At 69.8% G+C, this 18097-nt stretch carries 20 protein-coding genes; 7 read left to right on the plus strand and 13 right to left on the minus strand.

What is annotated here, in order from left to right; all coding sequences use genetic code 11:
* Positions 1-173: 173 nt before the first annotated feature.
* From leuB to ACLFOB_RS09075, 7 genes are all read right to left on the minus strand, one after another.
* A complete protein-coding gene (gene leuB / locus ACLFOB_RS09045) occupies positions 174-1280 on the minus strand; it encodes a 3-isopropylmalate dehydrogenase (protein WP_410917310.1) in 1107 nt (368 codons plus the stop codon).
* Between the two features lie 71 nt (positions 1281-1351).
* Complete coding sequence (locus ACLFOB_RS09050; RefSeq protein ID WP_410925880.1) at positions 1352-2347, minus strand: endonuclease/exonuclease/phosphatase family protein; 996 nt, start codon at positions 2345-2347, stop codon at positions 1352-1354.
* Positions 2348-2406: 59 nt separating this feature from the next.
* Positions 2407-3243: a hypothetical protein gene (locus ACLFOB_RS09055; protein ID WP_410925881.1), complete on the minus strand. Its 837-nt coding sequence runs from the start codon at positions 3241-3243 to the stop codon at positions 2407-2409.
* Positions 3244-3521: 278 nt separating this feature from the next.
* Entirely contained in the window at positions 3522-4127 is a 606-nt protein-coding gene (gene leuD, locus ACLFOB_RS09060) for a 3-isopropylmalate dehydratase small subunit (RefSeq protein WP_410925882.1), read from the minus strand.
* Between the two features lie 18 nt (positions 4128-4145).
* Positions 4146-4958 carry a hypothetical protein gene (locus ACLFOB_RS09065; RefSeq protein ID WP_410925883.1) on the minus strand — a complete coding sequence of 271 codons (813 nt, stop codon included), beginning with the start codon at positions 4956-4958 and terminating at the stop codon, positions 4146-4148.
* A gap of 36 nt (positions 4959-4994) precedes the next feature.
* Positions 4995-6398 (minus strand): 3-isopropylmalate dehydratase large subunit, encoded by a 1404-nt coding sequence (leuC, locus tag ACLFOB_RS09070; protein ID WP_410925884.1) that lies wholly within the window; start codon positions 6396-6398, stop codon positions 4995-4997.
* A 67-nt stretch (positions 6399-6465) separates the two neighbouring features.
* Positions 6466-6555, minus strand: a complete 90-nt coding sequence (locus ACLFOB_RS09075; protein ID WP_410918188.1) for an isopropylmalate isomerase — start codon at positions 6553-6555, stop codon at positions 6466-6468.
* Between the two features lie 232 nt (positions 6556-6787).
* On the opposite strand from ACLFOB_RS09075, the gene rsfS reads away from it, so the two are divergent.
* Together rsfS and rlmH are read left to right on the plus strand one after the other, a co-directional pair.
* The gene (gene rsfS / locus ACLFOB_RS09080; protein WP_410918189.1) at positions 6788-7162 is read left to right on the plus strand and encodes a ribosome silencing factor; all 375 of its coding nucleotides are present in this window, start codon (positions 6788-6790) and stop codon (positions 7160-7162) included.
* A gap of 7 nt (positions 7163-7169) precedes the next feature.
* Complete coding sequence (gene rlmH, locus ACLFOB_RS09085) at positions 7170-7640, plus strand: 23S rRNA (pseudouridine(1915)-N(3))-methyltransferase RlmH (RefSeq protein WP_410918190.1); 471 nt, start codon at positions 7170-7172, stop codon at positions 7638-7640.
* Positions 7641-7757: 117 nt separating this feature from the next.
* Here the strand turns inward: rlmH and ACLFOB_RS09090 are convergent, their stop codons facing one another.
* Genes ACLFOB_RS09090 through paaI form a run of 4 tightly spaced genes read right to left on the minus strand, consistent with a single transcriptional unit; the run spans position 7758 to position 11270 of the window.
* Complete coding sequence (locus tag ACLFOB_RS09090) at positions 7758-8327, minus strand: TetR/AcrR family transcriptional regulator (RefSeq protein ID WP_410925885.1); 570 nt, start codon at positions 8325-8327, stop codon at positions 7758-7760.
* Positions 8328-8335: 8 nt separating this feature from the next.
* A complete protein-coding gene (paaK, locus tag ACLFOB_RS09095; RefSeq protein WP_410925886.1) occupies positions 8336-9649 on the minus strand; it encodes a phenylacetate--CoA ligase PaaK in 1314 nt (437 codons plus the stop codon).
* A complete protein-coding gene (pcaF, locus tag ACLFOB_RS09100; RefSeq protein WP_410925887.1) occupies positions 9649-10842 on the minus strand; it encodes a 3-oxoadipyl-CoA thiolase in 1194 nt (397 codons plus the stop codon). Before pcaF ends, paaK begins: the two co-directional genes overlap by 1 nt.
* Positions 10839-11270, minus strand: a complete 432-nt coding sequence (paaI, locus tag ACLFOB_RS09105) for a hydroxyphenylacetyl-CoA thioesterase PaaI (protein WP_410925888.1) — start codon at positions 11268-11270, stop codon at positions 10839-10841. The genes pcaF and paaI overlap by 4 nt, the downstream gene beginning before the upstream one ends.
* A 114-nt stretch (positions 11271-11384) precedes the next feature.
* On the opposite strand from paaI, the gene paaZ reads away from it, so the two are divergent.
* From paaZ to ACLFOB_RS09120, 3 genes are read left to right on the plus strand one after another with little or no spacing between them, the layout of a single operon-like run.
* Positions 11385-13412: a phenylacetic acid degradation bifunctional protein PaaZ gene (gene paaZ, locus ACLFOB_RS09110; protein ID WP_410925889.1), complete on the plus strand. Its 2028-nt coding sequence runs from the start codon at positions 11385-11387 to the stop codon at positions 13410-13412.
* Between the two features lies 1 nt (position 13413).
* Positions 13414-14223 (plus strand): PaaX family transcriptional regulator C-terminal domain-containing protein, encoded by an 810-nt coding sequence (locus ACLFOB_RS09115; protein WP_410917987.1) that lies wholly within the window; start codon positions 13414-13416, stop codon positions 14221-14223.
* 31 nt (positions 14224-14254) lie between these two features.
* The gene (locus ACLFOB_RS09120; protein ID WP_410917985.1) at positions 14255-14593 is read left to right on the plus strand and encodes a DUF2794 domain-containing protein; all 339 of its coding nucleotides are present in this window, start codon (positions 14255-14257) and stop codon (positions 14591-14593) included.
* 48 nt (positions 14594-14641) lie between these two features.
* On the opposite strand, the gene ACLFOB_RS09125 is transcribed toward ACLFOB_RS09120, so the two are convergent.
* Complete coding sequence (locus ACLFOB_RS09125) at positions 14642-15292, minus strand: OmpA family protein (protein ID WP_410925890.1); 651 nt, start codon at positions 15290-15292, stop codon at positions 14642-14644.
* Positions 15293-15409: 117 nt separating this feature from the next.
* Positions 15410-16255, minus strand: coding sequence for a methylated-DNA--[protein]-cysteine S-methyltransferase (locus ACLFOB_RS09130; protein WP_410925891.1), 846 nt, complete (start codon positions 16253-16255; stop codon positions 15410-15412).
* Positions 16256-16356: 101 nt separating this feature from the next.
* On the opposite strand from ACLFOB_RS09130, the gene nth reads away from it, so the two are divergent.
* Positions 16357-17001, plus strand: coding sequence for an endonuclease III (gene nth / locus ACLFOB_RS09135; RefSeq protein WP_410917982.1), 645 nt, complete (start codon positions 16357-16359; stop codon positions 16999-17001).
* Positions 16998-17984: an adenosine kinase gene (locus tag ACLFOB_RS09140; protein ID WP_410917981.1), complete on the plus strand. Its 987-nt coding sequence runs from the start codon at positions 16998-17000 to the stop codon at positions 17982-17984. Before nth ends, ACLFOB_RS09140 begins: the two co-directional genes overlap by 4 nt.
* Positions 17985-18097 lie beyond the last annotated feature (113 nt).

Consider the following 18097-nt stretch of genomic DNA (forward strand, 5'->3'; position numbering starts at 1 on the left):
GACCCCCGCCTCCCGAAGACGGTGCTCTACCAGGCTGAGCTACACTCCGACCGTGCCGCGCCGCATAGCGCCTCGCGCAGGCCTTGGCAAGGGCCAAGGCGCGAGGTCCAAACCGTGGCGGCAAACGGCCTTGGAAGGCCGTTCAAGGCGCTTGCAAGCGCCTTGGCCCCGGCTCAGAGGCTCGCGTCCAGCTCTTCGATCACGGCGTCGCCCATCGCCTGCGTGCTTGCAGGCGTCGCGCCCTGGACGTTGAGCAGGTCGGCGCTGCGGATCCCCTTGGCCAGCACCGACTCCACCGCGCGCTCCAGCCGGTCGGCCTCGGCCCTCTCGTCGAAGGAATAGCGCAGCGCCATGGCGAAGCTCAGGATGCACGCGCAGGGGTTGGCCTTGCCCTGTCCGGCGATGTCGGGCGCGCTGCCGTGCACGGGCTCGTAGAGTGCCCTGGGCCGGCCGTTGGCCATCGGCGCGCCGAGCGACGCGGAGGGAAGCATCCCGAGCGAGCCGGTGAGCATCGCCGCGAGATCCGACAGCAGGTCGCCAAAGAGGTTGTCCGTGACGATCACGTCGAACTGCCTGGGCCAGCGGGTGAGCTGCATGGCGCCCGCGTCGGCGTACATGTGGCTGAGCTCCACGTCGGCGTAGTCGGCGTCATGCACCTCCTGCACAACGTCGCGCCAGAGAACGCCCGACTCCATCACGTTGGCCTTTTCCATCGAGCAGACCCTGTTCCCCCGCCGCCGCGCGAGTTCGAAGGCCGCGCGCGCCACGCGGGCGATCTCGCTCTCGGTGTAGCGCTGGGTGTTGAGGCCCACGCGCTCGCCTCCCTCCTCGAAGATCCCGCGCGGCTCGCCGAAGTAGACCCCGCTCGTGAGCTCGCGCACGATCATGATGTCGAGGCCCGCCACCACCTCGCGCTTGAGCGAGGAGAAATCGGCCAGCGCGTCGAAGCATTGTGCGGGTCGCAGGTTGGCGAAGAGATCCATTTCCTTGCGCAGGCGCAGCAGGCCGCGCTCGGGTTTCACGGAGAAGTCGAGCGCGTCGTATTTCGGCCCGCCGACCGCGCCCAGAAGGACCGCGTCCACCTCCTGCGCCTTGGCCATCGTCGCATCCGCAAGCGGTGTGCCGTGCATGTCGTAGGCGCAGCCGCCCACCAGATCCTCGGACACCTCGAAGTCGAGGTTGCGCCTGTCGCGGAACCACTCGACGATGCGCAGGACCTCGGCCATCACTTCCGGGCCGATCCCGTCACCGGGCAGGACGAGCAACGAACGGTCGGACATCGGAAGTCTCCTCGGAAAATCGGGTCCGCGCTCGGGTAAGTCGTGCGGCGGTGGGGGTCAAGCGCCGGCCTTCACCGTGCGATGTCCACCCAGACCAGGCGCCGCGGTCCCGCCGTCAAGGCTGCCTCGGCCAGCGGCCCGGCCGTTGGCCAGACAACACCAGCCCCGATCACCGTCAAGTCCGAGGCGGGCAGCACATAGTCCACCCGCAGGTTTCCGGGCATGGGGTCGTCCCAGTCCGCGGTGTCGAGCGCCGGGTCGCCGACATGGCCCGGATTTGCGGCCATGCGGCCGCCGGCGCTCTTCGGGCGGGGATCCTGCAGGCGTGGATCGTCCAGAAGCGCACGGATCGCGCCATGGCGGCCTTCGCCGTCCACGGGGTCGAGGTTCGCGTTGCCCAAGAGGACGAATCGCGTCTCGGGCGCCGCGCCGAAGGCCCCGTCGAGGAAATGCTGCCACAGGCGGATCTCGTCCGCGTTGCGCCGGCCGTTGCGATCCTCCGGTCCGTCGAACACCGGGGGCGTCGCGTCGAAGGCCAGCAGGACGAACGGCGGCGCCTTCTCGGGCCGGACACCCACGATCCAGTGACCGCTCGAGGAGAGACGCTGCACCGCAAGGGCCTCGGGCGACAGGCCCGCGCCGGCCGCGAGACTGTCGGGCACCTCGGCCCAGAGCAGATCGGAAAGGTCGCGCGCCCCCGCCGTGTCGATCGGGTGGCGCGACAGGAGCGCCATGCCGCCATCGCCTGCGAATCGGCCCCAGCCCTGCGCGTCCCCGGCATCGCCGCGCCGGCCGTCGCCGTCGAGGTCGAGCCCCGTCGCCATGCCTGCGTTCGGCCGGAGCGCGAAGCGGTAGGGCATCGGGTGGCCGGCCGTGCGCAGGACCTCGGCGAAGGCGGCGAGCGCGGCACCCTCCCAGTCGTAGTCGAAATCGGTCAGCAGAAGGACGTCGGGCGCTGCCGCGGCGACGACCTGCGCGGCCGCCTGAACCTGTGCCTCGCCGCGCCGGATGTCCCGCAGCAGCAGGCCCGGGCCGTCGCGTGACAGTGCAGCGCCATAGGTCGCCACGCGCAGGCTGTCGGCGGCCGCTGCCGCAGAGCACACCGCCAGTGCGAGAGCGAGCGCAATCAGGCCGGCGCCAGCGCCTCGGCCTGCGCAGCGGCGGCCTGCCGCCGGCGCTTGTGCTCGACCATGTCCGCGACCCGGCCCAGCGCGATCGCGCGCATGATCAAGCTGACCGGCAGAAAGGCCCATACGCTCATCACCCAGATCAGGGTATGCGGATCCGCAAGCCGGAGCGGACCGATCACCAGCGCCACCAGCTTGAACACCGCAGGTAGCACGAAGGGCAGCAAGGCGCCCAGCATCAAGTTGATCCGCGCCTCGCGGCGCAGCCGCAGCACGATGTCGCCGCCCGCCGTCGGATCGAAGAGCGGCATGTTGATCCATACGTTGAAGGCCCCCGTGCGGACAGGCCATCCCCGCCGGACAATCACCAGGAAGCTCGCCAGCGTGACGGCGGCGTAGATGCAGGCCAGCCCGGCAGCGGCGCGCACCGTCTCGAGCATCCTTGCCCCGCCGCTGTCAGATATGCCGATCAGCATCAGGCGGACCGGGGAATAGGGGACATCAAGCGCCGCGCCGACCAGCCCTCCGAGGGAGGCGATCGCGCTCGAAAGCAGCGTGGGGCGGATCAGGTCCGTGCAGAGCAGCGCCGTGGTCAGAACGACGGCGAAGAGACAGGCGAACCGCAACCGGTTGAAGGGCGGGGCGTCGCGAAATTCGACCACGCTTGGATAGTCGGTGTAGTATTCGATGAACACGAAGACGGCCGCGATGGAACAGACGAGCGGCAGGGCATAGCCCGACGCGCCGACCGTTTCCGGCATCGCCAGCGCCGGCAGCGCCACCAGCAAGGAGGCAAGCACGGCGCGCAGTCCTGCGCCCACGATCCTGTAGAACACTGCCCTTTCCCTTCGTCGCGGCCGGGCACGGTGCTTTGCCGCGCCCTTCTGTCCGGTCCGATCCCGCCAGGGACGGCGGGCTGCCTCAAGTCTGCCCAAATCTAGCCCCGTTTTCTTCATACCCGCAACGATAGGGTTAATTCTGGATCGGCATTGGGGCGGTTTGACGGCGCGACTGGTGCGGTAATGCATCATTCGCGGGGCAGCGATGAGGTCAGAGCGTTTGCGAATACAATATCTTGTGGCCCGAACTTGAACTGCGCGAAGGGCGCGGCCCCTCAGACCCAGGGGCGTTCGATCGCGACCCGTGCCTCGTAGGTGTCGATCGCGCCCGCCCGCTCGAGTGTCAGACCGATGTCGTCGAGGCCTTCCAGCAGGCAGTGCTTCTTGAAGGGGTCGATTTCGAAGGGATAGCTCGTGCCGTCCGCCCCGGTGACGACCTGGTTTTCAAGATCCACCGTCAGCCGCGCGTTGCCGCCCTGTTCGGCATCGGCCATGAGCGCATCCACCTGCTCCTGCGGCAGGGTGACGGGCAGGATGCCGTTCTTGAAACAGTTGTTCCAGAAGATGTCGGCAAAGCTGGGCGCGATCACGCAGCGGATGCCGAAATCGTCGAGCGCCCAGGGGGCGTGTTCGCGGCTGGAGCCGCAGCCGAAGTTCGCGCCCGTCACCAGGATTTCGGCCGCGCGCCAGGGCTCCCTGTTCAGCACGAAGTCGGGGTTCTCGTTGCCGTCGTCATCGTAACGCATCTCGTCGAAGAGCGCGACGCCCAGGCCCGAGCGCTTGATCGTCTTCAGGTACTGCTTGGGGATGATCATGTCGGTGTCGACGTTGATCAGCGGCAGGGGGGCCGCGATGGCGGTCAGCTTGTCGAACTTCTTCATCTTGCTCTCCTCGATGGGTCAGGCCGCGCGCGCTGGCAGATCGTCGAGCGCAAAGCCGATTTCCCGGGCGAAGCGCGCGATCCAGCTCGCCGGGTGGGGGCGGGCGCGCCAATGCGCCTGGCGGATGCGCGAAGCGAACAGGTGAACGCCGATGGTCTCGTCGGTCAGCCAGCCGTCCACCCCGCCATGCGGGTTGAAGTAGAGGTCGCCGAAGGCCCAGGGAACGGGATAGAGCGCGGCCTGCGGAAGCGCGTGCCGTGCCTCGCCCGTCCGGTCCAGCATCCAGGTCAGCGCCCGCGGCCCGAGCGCATTGGCCTTGAGCGTGCAGGCGGTCGCCAGCCGCGTCTCGGGCGGTGCCGCGCGGACCCTGGCCTGCGCGCGGTGCGTCAGCCACTCGGGCACATAGGCCGGGTCGTCGAAGCGGGCGATCAACCCTGTCAGCGCCTCTGAGTCCGGCGGCAGGGCAAGGGTCGCGTTGTTGATCGTCCGGCCTTCCTCCAGCCCCAGCAGGTAGCCGGCACGCGGCTGGAACGGCTGCAGGCACAGCATGTCGGTATCCGCCCAGAGCGCGCCGGTGTCGCGGATCATCCGCAGGCGGAAGATATCGGCGAAGGGCGCGGGCGCGAAGCGGTCGGGCAGCGCAGGATCGTAGCCCCAGACCGTGCGGGCGTGGGCTGTGGCCACGCCCGGGGGAACCTCCGGCGGTGCCTCTGCCGTGTGATAGAGCGTGACGGCGTGGCCACGCGCAACGAACGACGCGAGGGCGAGGCGATGAAGCCACCGCAGTTCTCCGCCGCTCCAGAGCGTCCCGATGGCTGGCAGCGCCGCCATTTCAGCCGCGTCCCGCCGTGCAGGAAGCCGTGCCGCTCACATCAACTCGCGCACGTCGGTCAGCCGCCCGGTGACGGCCGCCGCGGCCGCCATCGCCGGCGACATCAGGTGCGTGCGCCCGCCGCGGCCCTGCCGGCCCTCGAAGTTGCGGTTGGAGGTCGCCGCGCAGCGTTCGCCCGGGCTGAGCTGGTCGGGGTTCATGCCAAGACACATGGAGCACCCTGCAAGGCGCCAGTCGAAACCCGCCTCGCGGAAGATGTCGGCGATGCCCTCCTCCTCGGCCTGCGCGCGCACCAGGCCTGACCCGGGCACCACCATCGCGCGGACGCCTTCCCTGACCCGGCGGCCCCTGAGGATCTCGGCGGCAGCGCGCAGATCCTCGATCCGCGCGTTGGTGCACGAGCCGATAAAGACCGCGTCGACCGGGATCTGCTTGAGCGGCGTGCCCGCCTCCAGCCCCATGTACTGCAGCGCGCGTTTCGCCGCATCGACCTTGCCGCCCTCGAAGCTTTCGGGGTCCGGCACGGCGCCGGTGATCGGCAGCACGTCCTCGGGCGAGGTGCCCCAGGTCACGACGGGCGCGATTTCGGAGGCGTCGAGGGTCACGATCTTGTCCCAGTGGGCATCCTCGTCAGAGCGCAGGGTCTGCCACCAGGCCAGCGCCGCCTCCCACTGCGCGCCCTTGGGGGCGTGCGGGCGGCCCTTGACGTAGTCGAAGGTCGTCTCGTCCGGCGCGATCAGGCCGGCGCGCGCGCCGCCCTCGATCGCCATGTTGCAGACCGTCATCCGCCCCTCCATCGAGAGCGAGCGGATCGCCTCGCCGCAATACTCGATGACATGGCCGGTGCCGCCGGCGGTGCCTGTGCGGCCGATGATCGACAGGGTGATGTCCTTGGCGGTGACGCCGGGCGGCAGGATGCCCGTGACCTCGACCTTCATGTTTTTCGACTTGCGGGTGATCAGCGTCTGCGTTGCCAGCACATGCTCCACCTCGGAGGTGCCGATGCCGTGCGCCAGCGCGCCGAAGGCGCCATGCGTCGAGGTATGGCTGTCGCCGCAGACCACCGTCATGCCCGGCAGGGTCCAGCCCAGTTCGGGGCCGATGATGTGGACGATGCCCTGCCGCACGTCGCTGACGGGATAGTAGGTCACGCCGAACTCGCGCGCGTTGCGGTCCAGCGCCTCGACCTGGATGCGGCTCTGCTCGTCCTCGATGCGGTCGAGCCGATCGGGCGTCGTGGGCACGTTGTGATCCGGCACGGCGATCGTGCGCTCGGGCGCGCGGACCTTGCGGCCGGCCATGCGCAGTCCCTCGAAGGCCTGCGGGCTGGTCACCTCGTGCACCAGATGGCGGTCAATGTAGATAAGCGCGGTGCCGTCCGCGTCCTCCTGCACCAGATGGGCGTCCCAGATCTTGTCGTAGAGCGTCTTGGGGGACATGTCGGTCTCTCCCGATGGATGGCTGTAAGGCTTGTTCAGGGCAGAGGGCGCCGGGCGGCGCCGGGCTTCAGGAAGGACGCGCCAGCACGCTGCGCGCGGCGCCGTAGAAGCGCCAGGGCAGGCGCGCACGGTCGTCCATGTCGAAGAGCCGGCTCATGACCGAACCAGATACAGGCCGCCCGGATTGCACGCAAGCGCCAAGGCGCGGACGCGTCCGGACAACACGGCATGCCGCAAGCAGCCCGCGCGTCCGGCTTCATTGAATTGTCGTGCCCGCGTTGCTACCTTCGACATGAGCCCGGCGTCGGGGCGTGACATGCGGCGCGACAAGCAAGGAGGACGATGTCCTGTCTTTCGACGTCAACGCGGTTCATGCCGCAGACACCGGGATGCCCGTGACGGACACCCCCGACCCGGAGCAGCTGCGCGAGACGCTGCTGGCCCGTGTTCTCGACTCCCTCGATGACAGCAAGGCCGAAGACGTCGTGCAGATCGACCTGCGCGGCAAGTCGGCGATCGCCGATCACATGGTGATCTGCTCGGGCCGCAGCGCGCGGCAGGTCTCTGCCATCGCCGAGCGTCTGGTCGATACCCTCAAGCAGGAACTGGGCGTGCTGTCGCGCGTCGAGGGCCAGGAGACGGGCGACTGGGTGCTGATCGATGCGGGCGACGTGATCGTGCACGTCTTCCGCCCCGAGGTGCGCGAGTTCTACCAGCTCGAGAAGATGTGGCTGGAGCCCCGGGCGGCCGCGAGCCGCGCCTGACGCTGCGGTGCGCCTGACCATCCGCGCGGTCGGCCGGCTTCGGGCCGGGCCGGAACGCGCGCTGATCGACGATTATCTCGCCCGCGCCGGACGGGCCGGGCGCCCGCTTGGCCTTGCGCCTATCGACGAGGTCGAGGTCGAGGACCGGAAGGCGGGTGGACCTGCGGCCGAGGCTCTGTTGCTGACCCGCAAGCTGTCGCCGGATGTGTCGCGTGTCGCGCTGGACGAGCGCGGGCGCCTCCTGTCTTCTCCCGCGCTCGCCGAATGGATCGCCGGGTGCCGCGATGCCGGACGGGCGGAGGCGGTTTTTTTCATCGGCGGTGCGGACGGGCTGGACCCCGGCCTGCGCAAGGGCGCGGACCTGATCCTGTCGTTCGGACAGATGGTCTGGCCCCATGCGCTGGCCCGCGTGATGCTGGCCGAACAGCTCTATCGCGTGACCCAGATCCTCGCCGGCACACCCTATCACCGGGCATGAAGGCGCCTGCGGCGCCTGCGCTCCGCGCGGGGGGTATTTTTGGACCATTGAAAGGCTGCGGTCATTCAATGGTCCACAAATACCCATATATGCCCTCGCGGCCGGCGCGCCGCCGGGTCAGACGCCTCTCACCCCGTTCAGGACGAAGTCGCCGGCAAGCTCAGCGTAGTCCCGGCGCGAGAGGCCCTTGCCGGGGCGGTGCCACATGTAGACCCAGTTGAGGATGCCGAAGACCGACATGGTGATCGCCCGCAGCCGGTCGGCGGGGAGGTGGGGCGCCTCTTCGGCGATGGCCGCGCTCATGGCCTGCACGAGCCTGCGCTGCGCGTCGAGCAGGGGGGCTTTCAGTTCAGGCGGGAGCGCCTCGAGCGATTCGAGCTGCAGCTTGTGCTCCGCGTCCGCGTCCTCGTAGGCGTCGAGGATGGCGCGGACGAGGCCGCGCAAACCCTCCGGCCGCGCCGCCTCCACCACCTTGACGAGATGGCGGAGATGCGCGTCCAGGATGTCGAAGAGCAGCGCCTCCTTGCTGTCGTAGTAGTGGTAGATCAGCGCCTTGGACACGCCGCAGTCGCGTGCCGCGCCGGCCATCGAGGCGCGGTCGTAGCCGTGCCGCGCGAAGTAGCGCGCCGCGCCCTTGCGCAGGGCGGCGCGCTTTTCGTCGTGATCGCGTGCCAGTCCACGGGCCACCGGACGCGTCAACCGTCCTTGGGACGGTTGTCCACGATGCGCACGGCCTTGCCCTCGGAGCGCGCGACGGCGCCCGGGTCCTCGACCTCGACCACCACGGTCACTCCGATCACGCTCTTGATCTTGTGGCGCAGGTCCTGGCCCGCGCGCATTCGCGCCTCGGGGGCTGCGAAGTCAGCCGTGCATTCGCATTTCACGCGCATCTGGTCCTTGTGGCCCACCCGGTCAAGCTCGAGCTGGAAGTGGGGGGCGAGGCCCTGCACCGTCATCAGCTGTTCCTCGATCTGCGTCGGGAACACGTTGACGCCGCGCAGGATGATCATGTCGTCCGAGCGCCCGGTGATCTTTTCCATCCGCCGCATGGAGCGCGCGGTGCCCGGCATCAGGCGCGTCAGGTCGCGGGTGCGGTAGCGGACGATCGGGAAGGCCTCCTTCGTGAGCGAGGTGAAGACCAGTTCGCCCTTCTCGCCGTCGGGCAGCACCTCTCCGGTGGTGGGGTCGATCACCTCGGGGTAGAAGTGATCCTCCCAGACGTGCAGGCCGTCCTTGGTCTCGACGCATTCGTTGGCGACGCCGGGGCCGATGACCTCGGAAAGGCCGTAGATGTCCACCGCGTGCATGTCGAAGGCCGCCTCGATCTCGCGGCGCATCGCGTCGGTCCAGGGCTCGGCGCCGAAGATGCCGACCTTGAGCGGCGAGTTGCGCGGGTCGAGCCCCTGCGCGGCGTATTCGTCGATGATCGAGAGCGCGTAGGAGGGCGTCACCGTGATGCCGTCTGCCCGGAAATCCTCGATCAGCCGCACCTGGCGGGGCGTCATGCCGCCCGACACCGGCACTGTCGTCAGCCCCAGTTTCTCGGCGCCAAGGTGGATGCCCAGGCCGCCGGTGAAGAGCCCGTAGCCATAGGCGTTGTGCAGCAGGTTGCCGGGGCGCAGGCCCGCGGCCCTGAGCGAGCGGGCGACCACCGTGCCCCAGACGTCGAGGTCGTTCTGCGTGTAGCCCACCACCGTCGGCTGGCCGGTCGTGCCGGAGGAGGCGTGGATGCGGATCACCTTCTCGCGCGGGACGGCGAACATGCCGAAGGGATAGTTGTCGCGCAGGTCGGCCTTGACCGTGAAGGGGAACTTCGAGAGGTCCGACAGCGCCTTCAGGTCGTCGGGATGCACGCCCGCCTTCTCGAAGCTCTGGCGGTAGAAGGGCACGTTGTCGTAGGCGTGGCGCAGCGACCATTTCAGCCGGTCGAGCTGCAGCGCCTCGATCTCGTCGCGCGAGGCGGTCTCGATCGGCTCGAGGTCTCCGGGCTTGGGCGAGAGGTCTTCCATCACACGGCCTCCAGAAGCAGCGAAATTCCCTGTCCCACGCCGATGCACATGGTGCAGACGGCGCGCTTCGCGCCCATGTCGCCCATGGTGATCGAGGCGGTAAGCGCGAGCCGCGCGCCCGACATGCCCAGCGGATGGCCCAGCGCGATGGCGCCGCCGTGCGGGTTCACATGGTCGGGGTCGTCGGGCAGCCCCAGTTCGCGCAGCACGGCCAGCGACTGCGAGGCGAAGGCCTCGTTCAGCTCGATCAGGTCGATGTCGCCGATGGTGAGCCCCTGCCGTTCCAGCAGCTTCTTCGTCGAGGGCGCGGGGCCGATGCCCATGATGCGCGGCGGCACCCCCGCCGTCGCCAGCCCGGTGATCCGGGCACGGGGGGTGAGCCCGTATGTCTCGACCGCCCGCTCCGACGCGACGATGAGCGCCGCCGCCCCGTCGTTGACGCCGCTGGCATTGCCCGCCGTCACCACGCCGTTCTCGCGGAAGGGCGCGTGCAGCGAGGCGAGCTTCTCGAGCGAGGTGTCGCGCGGGTGCTCGTCGCGGTCCACGACGACCGGATCGCCCTTGCGCTGCGGGATCGTGACCGGCGCGATCTCGCGCGCCATGCGGCCCGACTGGATCGCCGCCATCGCCAGCGTCTGCGACCGCAGGGCAAAGACGTCCTGATCGTGGCGCGAGACGTTGAAATCCGCGGCCACGTTCTCGGCCGTCTCGGGCATCGAATCTATGCCGAACTGCTTCTGCATCATCTTGTTGACGAAGCGCCAGCCGATGGTCGTGTCATGAATGGCGTTGGCGCGGGAAAACGCCGCCTCTGCCTTCGGCATGACGAAGGGTGCGCGGCTCATGCTCTCGACGCCGCCCGCCAGCACCACGTCAGCCTCGCCGCAGCGGATCATCCGCGCGGCCATGCCCACTGCGTCGAGGCCCGAGCCGCAGAGCCGGTTGACCGTGGTGCCGGGCACCTCCTCTCCCAGTCCCGCCAGCAGCGCGGCCATGCGGGCCACGTTGCGGTTGTCCTCGCCCGCCTGGTTGGCGCAGCCCATGATGACCTCGTCGATCCTGAGCCCGTCGAAGGGCTTGACGACCTCGCGCATCACGTGGGCCAGCATGTCGTCCGGGCGCACGGCCGAGAGCGCGCCGCCGTAGCGGCCGATGGGCGTGCGCAGGCCCTCGCAGAGATAGGCGTCGGTCATGTCTCCTCCTCGAAATGCTGGCCGGCGATCTGCCGGGAATGGCCGCGGAACTGCGCGACCTCGCGCCCGTCGGGCGCGGTCACGACCACGTCGTAGATGCCGGAACGGCCCGCGCGGCTGAGCTCGCGCGCCACCGCGGTCAGCCGCTCGCCGGCCTTGCCCGGCGACACGAAGGTGACGACGTTCATCTGCGCCACGACGGTCTGGTTGTAGCTGTTGCAGGCGAAGGCGAAGGCGCTGTCTGCCAGCGTGAAGATGTAGCCGCCATGGCAGATGTCGTGCCCGTTGAGGTGGTGATCCTGCACCTCGAAGCTCAGCGTCGCTGTGCCCGGCCCCACCTCGTCGAGCGACATGCCCAGCCACTTGGACGCCCGGTCGTTCGCCCACATCGCCTCGGCGCTGCGCCGCGCCCGTTCCTCCGGCGTCATTCCGTCCCCCTCCGCGGATCGCGGGCACCCTGCACAAAACCGACCGAGCGGTCAAGAGTGTTGATTTCCGCCGCGTCCGCGTCCATGCTCGCACAAACCCGAAGGAGGCATTTGATGCTCGCACCCGAAAGCTATGCCGCCGGCCGCTGGGTCGCGCCCGGACCTGATGCCCGCCCGATCCTGGGACCCGTCGAGGGCAGGCAGATCGCCCGCGCGGGCGGCGCCGACCTCGATTTCCAGGCGATGATCGACTGGGCGGTGGGCACGGGCGGTCCCGCGCTGCGCGCCATGACCTTCCACGAACGCGCCAGGATGCTCAAGGCGCTGGCGACATACCTCAACGTGCGGAAGGAAGAGCTTTACGCCATCAACCCGCTCACCGGCGCCACGCGGCGCGACGGCGCGGTGGACATCGACGGCGGCATCGGCACGATGTTCGTCTTCGCCTCGAAGGGCCGGCGCGAGATGCCGGACGGCCACGTCTATCTCGACGGCGGGGTGGAGCAGCTGTCGAAGGGCGGCAGCTTCCTCGGCCAGCACATCGCGGTGCCGCTGCGCGGCGTGGCGGTGCATATCAACGCCTTCAACTTCCCGGTCTGGGGGATGCTGGAAAAGCTGGCGCCGACGCTGCTGGCGGGGATGCCCGCCATCGTGAAGCCCGCGACGCAGACCTGCTACCTGACCGAGGCGTGCTTCCGGATGATCGTGGACTCGGGGGTTCTGCCCGAGGGCGCGGTGCAACTGGTGATCGGCGGCACGGGCGACCTGCTGGACCGGCTGGGTCCGCAGGACGTGGTCAGCTTCACCGGGTCGGCCGACACGGCGGGCAAGCTGCGGTCGAACCCCAACCTGCTGCGCCGATCGGTGCGCTTCCATGCCGAGCAGGACAGCCTCAACGCCTCGATTCTCGGCCCCGACGCCATACCCGGCACGCCGGAATTCGACCTCTTCGTCAAGGAGGCGGCGAACGAGATGACGACCAAGGCGGGGCAGAAATGCACCGCTACCCGCCGCATGATCGTGCCCGAGTCGCAGATCGACGCGGTGGCAGAGGCGCTGAGCGAACGGCTGGCGAAAACCACCGTGGGTCGCCCCGACGCCGAGGGCGTGCGCATGGGCGCGCTGGCCTCCGCCGATCAGAAGCGCGACGTGCTGGAAAAGGTTGCGGCCTTCGCGGGCGAGGTCGAGCGCGTCTATGGCGACCCCGACCAGTTCGAGCTGATCGACGCGCCGGCCGAGGGCGCCTATCTGCCGCCGATGCTGTTCCGCTGCCCCGATCCGGACAGCGCGACGGCGGTGCACGCGGTCGAGGCCTTCGGCCCGGTCTCCACGCTCCTGCCCTACCGCGACCTGCCCCATGCCGCGGCGCTGGCGAATCGCGGCGAGGGCTCGCTGGTGGCATCCGTCATCACCCATGACCCCGCGGTGGCGCGCGAGATCACGCTGGAGGCCGCGGCCTGGCACGGGCGGCTCTATTTCAACGACCGCACCTCGATGAAGGAATCGACGGGCCACGGCTCGCCCCTGCCGCACATGGTCCACGGCGGGCCGGGCCGCGCGGGCGGCGGCGAGGAACTGGGCGGCGTGCGCGGCGTGCTGCACTACATGCAGCGGACCGCCGTGCAGGGCAGCCCCGACATGCTGACCGCCATCGGCGGGCAGTGGGTGCGGGGCGCGGCGGAAAAGACCGGCCCCACGCACCCCTTCCAGCGCACCTTCACCGAGATCGAGATCGGTGAGACGATCCATACCGAGGCGCGCGAGGTGACGCTCGACGACATCGAGCATTTCGCCGGGTTCACCGGCGACACCTTCTATGCCCACATGGACGACGACGCAGCGAAGGCGAACCCCTTCTTTCCCGGCCGCGTGGCACATGGCTACCTGCTGATCTCCTTCGCGGCGGGGCTCTTCGTGCAGCCCGACCCCGGCCCGGTGCTGGCCAACACCGGCCTCAATGCGCTGAGCTTCCAGAAGCCGGTCAGCCCCGGCGACCGCGTCAAGGTGCGGCTGACATGCAAGCGCAAGACCCGCCGCACCGACGAGTATGGAGAGGTCGCCTGGGACGTGGCGATGACCAACCAGGACGGCGAGCAGGTCGCGCAATACGAACTGCTGACGATGGTGGCCTACGACCGCTGAGATGGACGCGCAGGCCGACCCCCTTGCGCCGCTGATCGAGGCGCTGCACGCCGAGGGCCGGCCGCGCATCTGGTCGCTGGTCATCACCGTCTTCGGCGACAGCGTGCAGCCGCGCGGCGGGCGCATCGCCACCACGCGGTTGCAGCGCCTGCTGGGGCGTGTCGGGGTCGAGCCCGGTGCACTGCGCACCGCGCTCTCGCGCCTGCGGCGCGACGGCTGGGTGGTGGGCGAGCGCGAGGGGCGGTTCAGCCTCTACCGCCTGTCGGCGAGCGGCCTTGCGCGGTTCGCCCCCGCGACGGAGCGGATCTATGCGCCGCCGCAGCCGCTGGTTGCCACGCGATGGACGCTCGCGCTGGGCGGCGATGCGGCGCAGGGCATCCCGGTCGCGCCCAACCTCTGGCTCGTGCCGCAGGCCCAGGTGGCGGGCGCCGATCTGGCGGTCAGCGGCACGCTCTCGGCCCTCTCGCCGGACTTCGCGGCGACGCTGCTGCCCCAGGCGCACCGCGCGGCGCTTGCCGCGCTGGCCGCCGATCTTGCCGCGCTCGACGGTGCCGCGCTGGGCCCGCTCGACGCTGCCGCCGCGCGCACGCTGCTGATCCACCGCTGGCGCCGGCTGGTGCTGCGCTGGCCCGAGCTTCCGCCGGAACTGCTGCCGCCGGAGGCGCCGCGCGATCCCCGCGGGGCGGTGGCGGCCGCCTGGCGCGCGCTGACGCCACAGGCGGAGGCCTGGCTGGATGCTGGCGATGCGCGGATGCCGCCGATGCCGCCCGCCGGCCCCGAACTGGGCCGCCGATTCGCAGCCGCGGGTTGATTTGCGCCCAAAAGGGCGCAAGTCTGCCACGATGAACGCCCCGATCCCCTTCACCGGTGCACAGCTTGCCGACCGCGTCTCTTTCGACCGTGCGGAACTGAGCGTGATCCTGTCGCTCTACGGCCGCATGGTGGCCGCCGGCGAGTGGCGCGACTACGGCATCTCGACGCTGCGCGGCGTCGCCGTCTTTTCGGTCTTCCGCCGCACGGCCGAGAACCCGCTATACCGGATCGAGAAGCGGCCGAAGCTGCGCGCGAAGCAAGGGCAGTATGCCGTGATCGGGATGGACGGCCAGGTGCTCAAGCGCGGTCACGACCTGAAGACCGTGCTGCGCGTGCTGGAGCGCAAGCTGATCCGCGCCGTCGATTAGGGCGCGGCGGGCAGAGCCGCCCGCCGCTTCCCCTGTCTTCGCCCGCCCTCAGGCCTCTGTCGGGACGATGACCACGTCGACACGACGGTTGAGCGCGCGGCCCTCGGGCGTGAGGTTGCTGGCCACCGGCTGCGCCTCGCCCGAGCCGGATGCCACGATGCGCGAGGAGGCGACGCCGTTGGCCGTCAGAATGTCCGCAACCGAGCCTGCGCGGCGTTCCGACAGGCGCTGGTTGTAGCCGGCCTCGCCCGTGTTGTCGGTGTGGCCGGTCACGCGCACCACGCTGCCCGGGTAACGCTGAAGGCTTGCGGAAAGGGTCCGCAGCTCGTCCTGGAAGGCCGGTTTCACCGCGGCGCTGTCCACGTCGAACAGGATGTTGTCGGTGAAGCTGACCACAAGCTGGTCGCCAGTGTTGTCGATGATCACGCCGTCCTGTTCGAGATCGCGGCGCAACTCGGCCTCCTGCCGGTCGAGGATCGAGCCGGTCACGGCGCCGCCCACGGCGCCCAGCACCGCGCCTGCGGCCGCGTTCCGGCGCCGTTCGTCCGGATTGTTGCCTGTGATGAGCCCCAGTGTTGCCCCGAGACCGGCACCCACCATCGCACCTTGCTGCGTGTTGCGGTTGGGGTCGTTGGGATCGACGGCGCAGCCCGCGAGCAGCGCGAGCGCGGCGGTTCCGGCGAGGATCGGTTTCATCATGGTGGTGCCCTTCTGTCTCGTCTCGCTCCAGCCTGCGGAGCCCGGCGCCGAGCCTAGACGAGTCCGGGGCGGCGGGAAACCGCCTCGACGCCCGCGATAGGCGGTGAGCCGCGCGGCTCAGCCCTCGGCTGCGCCTTCGGCACGGGCCGATTCCCAGGCCAGCATGGCCCGCTTGACCGGCAGGCCCCAGTGATAGCCGGTCAGCTTTCCCGACCCGGCGATCGCCCGGTGACAGGGGATCAGCCAGGCGACCGGGTTGCGCCCGACCGCCGCGCCTGCCGCGCGGGCCGCCTTCGGTGCGCCGGCGGCCCGCGCGATCTGCCCGTAGGTCGTGACATGCCCCGAGGGGATCGCCAGCAGCGCCTCCCAGACCTTGATCTGGAAGGGGGCGCCGAAGACGTGCAGCGCGGCCCGGCCGCCGCCGCCGAAGGCTGCCTCGACCCAGGGCGCGAGCGCCTCCGGCGCGGCCTGCATCCGCGCCTCGGGCCAGCGCGCGGCCATGTCGGCGAAGGCCGCATCCCGCCCGGTCTCCTCGGCGAAGGCGAGGCCGCACAGACCGTGTTCGGTGCCCATTGCCAGCACCTCTCCGAAAGGACTGGGGAACCATCCGTGGCGGATGGTCAGGCCCGCGCCCCGCCGGGCGTAGTCGCCGGGGCGCATCGCCTCCCACCGCAGGAAGAGATCGTGCAGCCGCCCGCCGCCCGACAGCCCCGCGCCATGCGCCGCCTCCAGCGTCGAGAACCGCTCGCGCAGGAGCGCCCTGGCATGGCCAAGCGCCAGATACTGCTGGTACCGCTTGGGCGAGACGCCGACCCAGCGCGAGAAGACGCGCTGGAAATGCGCGGGACTCATGCCCAGCCGCGCCGCGAGGTCTTCCAGGGACAGCTCGCTCCCGGCCGCGTCGATTTCGTCCAGCGCGCGGCGGATGACCCGGTAATGATAGCCCTGATCGCCGCCGTCCATGGCCGCCCCCTCCGTTGCGCGCCTGCATCTCATAGGCGGGCGGACCGGCGCAGGCGACCCGGATGTTGCGCATCCCGCCCCCGCGAGGCATGACAGGCGCCATGGCCGCGCCGCTCGACTATCACACGATTTACGAGATCTTCACGCGCTTCCGGGAGGCGGAGCCCGAACCGAAGGGCGAACTGGAACATCTGAACGCCTTCACCCTGCTGGTCGCGGTCGCGCTTTCGGCGCAGGCCACCGACGCGGGCGTGAACAAGGCCACGCGCAGGCTCTTTCCCGTGGCCGACACGCCCGAGAAGATGCTGGAACTCGGCGAGGAAGGGGTGATCGAGCACATCAGGACGATCGGCCTCTATCGCAACAAGGCGAAGAACGTGATCAAGCTGTCGCGCATTCTGGTCGAGGAGCACGGCGGGGTGGTGCCGTCCTCGCGCGCGGCGCTGCAGGCGCTGCCGGGCGTGGGGCGCAAGACGGCGAACGTCGTGCTCAACATGTGGTGGAAGTTTCCCGCGCAGGCGGTGGACACGCATATCTTCCGCCTTGCCAACCGGACCGGCATCGCCCCCGGCCGCGACGTGGTGGCGGTGGAGCGCGCCATCGAGGACCGGGTGCCGGTAGAGTTCCAGCTGCACGCGCATCACTGGATGATCCTGCACGGCCGCTACGTCTGCAAGGCGCGCAAGCCGCTCTGCCCCACCTGCCTGATCCGTGACCTCTGCGCATACGAGGAGAAGACCCTGTGAAGACCTACAAGGTGGTCGGCATCGGCAATGCCATCGTCGACGTCATCAGCAACTGCAACGACCGCTTCCTGTCCACCATGGGCATCGAGAAGGGCATCATGCAGCTGATCGAGAGCGAGCGCGCGCTGCTGCTCTACGACGCGATGCGCGACCGCTGGCAGGCGCCGGGCGGCTCGGTGGCCAACACGCTGGCCGGCATCGGCAACCTCGGGCTCAAGACCGCCTTCATCGGGCGGGTGCGCGACGACGCGCTCGGCCGCTTCTACGCCGAGGGCATGGCCGGGGACGGCACCGATTTTCCCAATGCCCCGAAGCCCGAGGGCGAGGCGCCCACCTCGCGCTCGATGATCTTCGTCACGCCCGATGGCGAGCGGTCGATGAACACCTACCTCGGCATCTCCGCCGAACTGGGGCCCGAGGACGTGGATCCGCGCGTGGCCGGCGACACGGAAATCCTGTTCCTCGAGGGCTATCTCTACGACAAGCCGAAGGGCAAGGAGGCCTTCACCGCCGCCGCCCGCGCCTGCCGCGCGGCGGGCGGCATGGCGGGCATCACCCTGTCGGACCCGTTCTGCGTGGACCGGCACCGCGCGGATTTCCGCAAGCTGGTGACCGAGCTCGACTTCGTGATCGGCAACGAACACGAATGGGAATCGCTTTACCAGACCGACCTGTCTGCCGCGCTGGAACAGGCGGCGGCGGAAAGCGGGCTGATCGTCTGCACCCGCTCGGGCCACGACGTCGTGCTGGTGCGCGGCGACGAGGAGGCGCGCGTGCCGGTCGAGCAGGTCACGCCGGTGGATGCGACCGGGGCGGGCGACCAGTTCGCCGCCGGGTTCCTCTACGGCCTTGCCACGGGCCAGCCGCTGGAGGTTGCCGGCCGCATGGGTGTGGTCGCCGCGCGCGAGGTGATCTCGCACTACGGCGCGCGCCCCGAGGCCGATCTGCGCGCGCTCTTTGCCGAGGCGGGCCTGCCGGTCTGAACGCCGCGCCTGCGGCCCGGTGGGAAAAGGGGGGCTGTCTGCCCCCCTCGGCGGCTTCGCCGCCTCACCCCCCGAGGGTATTTCCCGCAAGAGGAAGCACCTCTTGCAGGGCG

This window comes from Rhodosalinus sp., assembly GCF_046542825.1.
In the GTDB taxonomy this organism is placed as follows: domain Bacteria; phylum Pseudomonadota; class Alphaproteobacteria; order Rhodobacterales; family Rhodobacteraceae; genus Rhodosalinus.

Bases quoted from the DNA above. Each gene is read 5' to 3' on its own strand.
- leuB (WP_410917310.1), bottom strand. From the start codon at position 1,280: ATGTCCGACCGTTCGTTGCTCGTCCTGCCCGGTGACGGGATCGGCCCG.
- leuD (WP_410925882.1), bottom strand. From the start codon at position 4,127: ATGAAGAAGTTCGACAAGCTGACCGCCATCGCGGCCCCCCTGCCGCTG.
- ACLFOB_RS09065 (WP_410925883.1), bottom strand. From the start codon at position 4,958: ATGGCGGCGCTGCCAGCCATCGGGACGCTCTGGAGCGGCGGAGAACTG.
- leuC (WP_410925884.1), bottom strand. From the start codon at position 6,398: ATGTCCCCCAAGACGCTCTACGACAAGATCTGGGACGCCCATCTGGTG.
- ACLFOB_RS09075 (WP_410918188.1), bottom strand. From the start codon at position 6,555: ATGAGCCGGCTCTTCGACATGGACGACCGTGCGCGCCTGCCCTGGCGC.
- rsfS (WP_410918189.1), top strand. From the start codon at position 6,788: ATGCCCGTGACGGACACCCCCGACCCGGAGCAGCTGCGCGAGACGCTG.
- paaK (WP_410925886.1), bottom strand. From the start codon at position 9,649: ATGGAAGACCTCTCGCCCAAGCCCGGAGACCTCGAGCCGATCGAGACC.
- pcaF (WP_410925887.1), bottom strand. From the start codon at position 10,842: ATGACCGACGCCTATCTCTGCGAGGGCCTGCGCACGCCCATCGGCCGC.
- paaI (WP_410925888.1), bottom strand. From the start codon at position 11,270: ATGACGCCGGAGGAACGGGCGCGGCGCAGCGCCGAGGCGATGTGGGCG.
- paaZ (WP_410925889.1), top strand. From the start codon at position 11,385: ATGCTCGCACCCGAAAGCTATGCCGCCGGCCGCTGGGTCGCGCCCGGA.
- ACLFOB_RS09115 (WP_410917987.1), top strand. From the start codon at position 13,414: ATGGACGCGCAGGCCGACCCCCTTGCGCCGCTGATCGAGGCGCTGCAC.
- ACLFOB_RS09120 (WP_410917985.1), top strand. From the start codon at position 14,255: ATGAACGCCCCGATCCCCTTCACCGGTGCACAGCTTGCCGACCGCGTC.
- ACLFOB_RS09125 (WP_410925890.1), bottom strand. From the start codon at position 15,292: ATGATGAAACCGATCCTCGCCGGAACCGCCGCGCTCGCGCTGCTCGCG.
- ACLFOB_RS09130 (WP_410925891.1), bottom strand. From the start codon at position 16,255: ATGGACGGCGGCGATCAGGGCTATCATTACCGGGTCATCCGCCGCGCG.
- nth (WP_410917982.1), top strand. From the start codon at position 16,357: ATGGCCGCGCCGCTCGACTATCACACGATTTACGAGATCTTCACGCGC.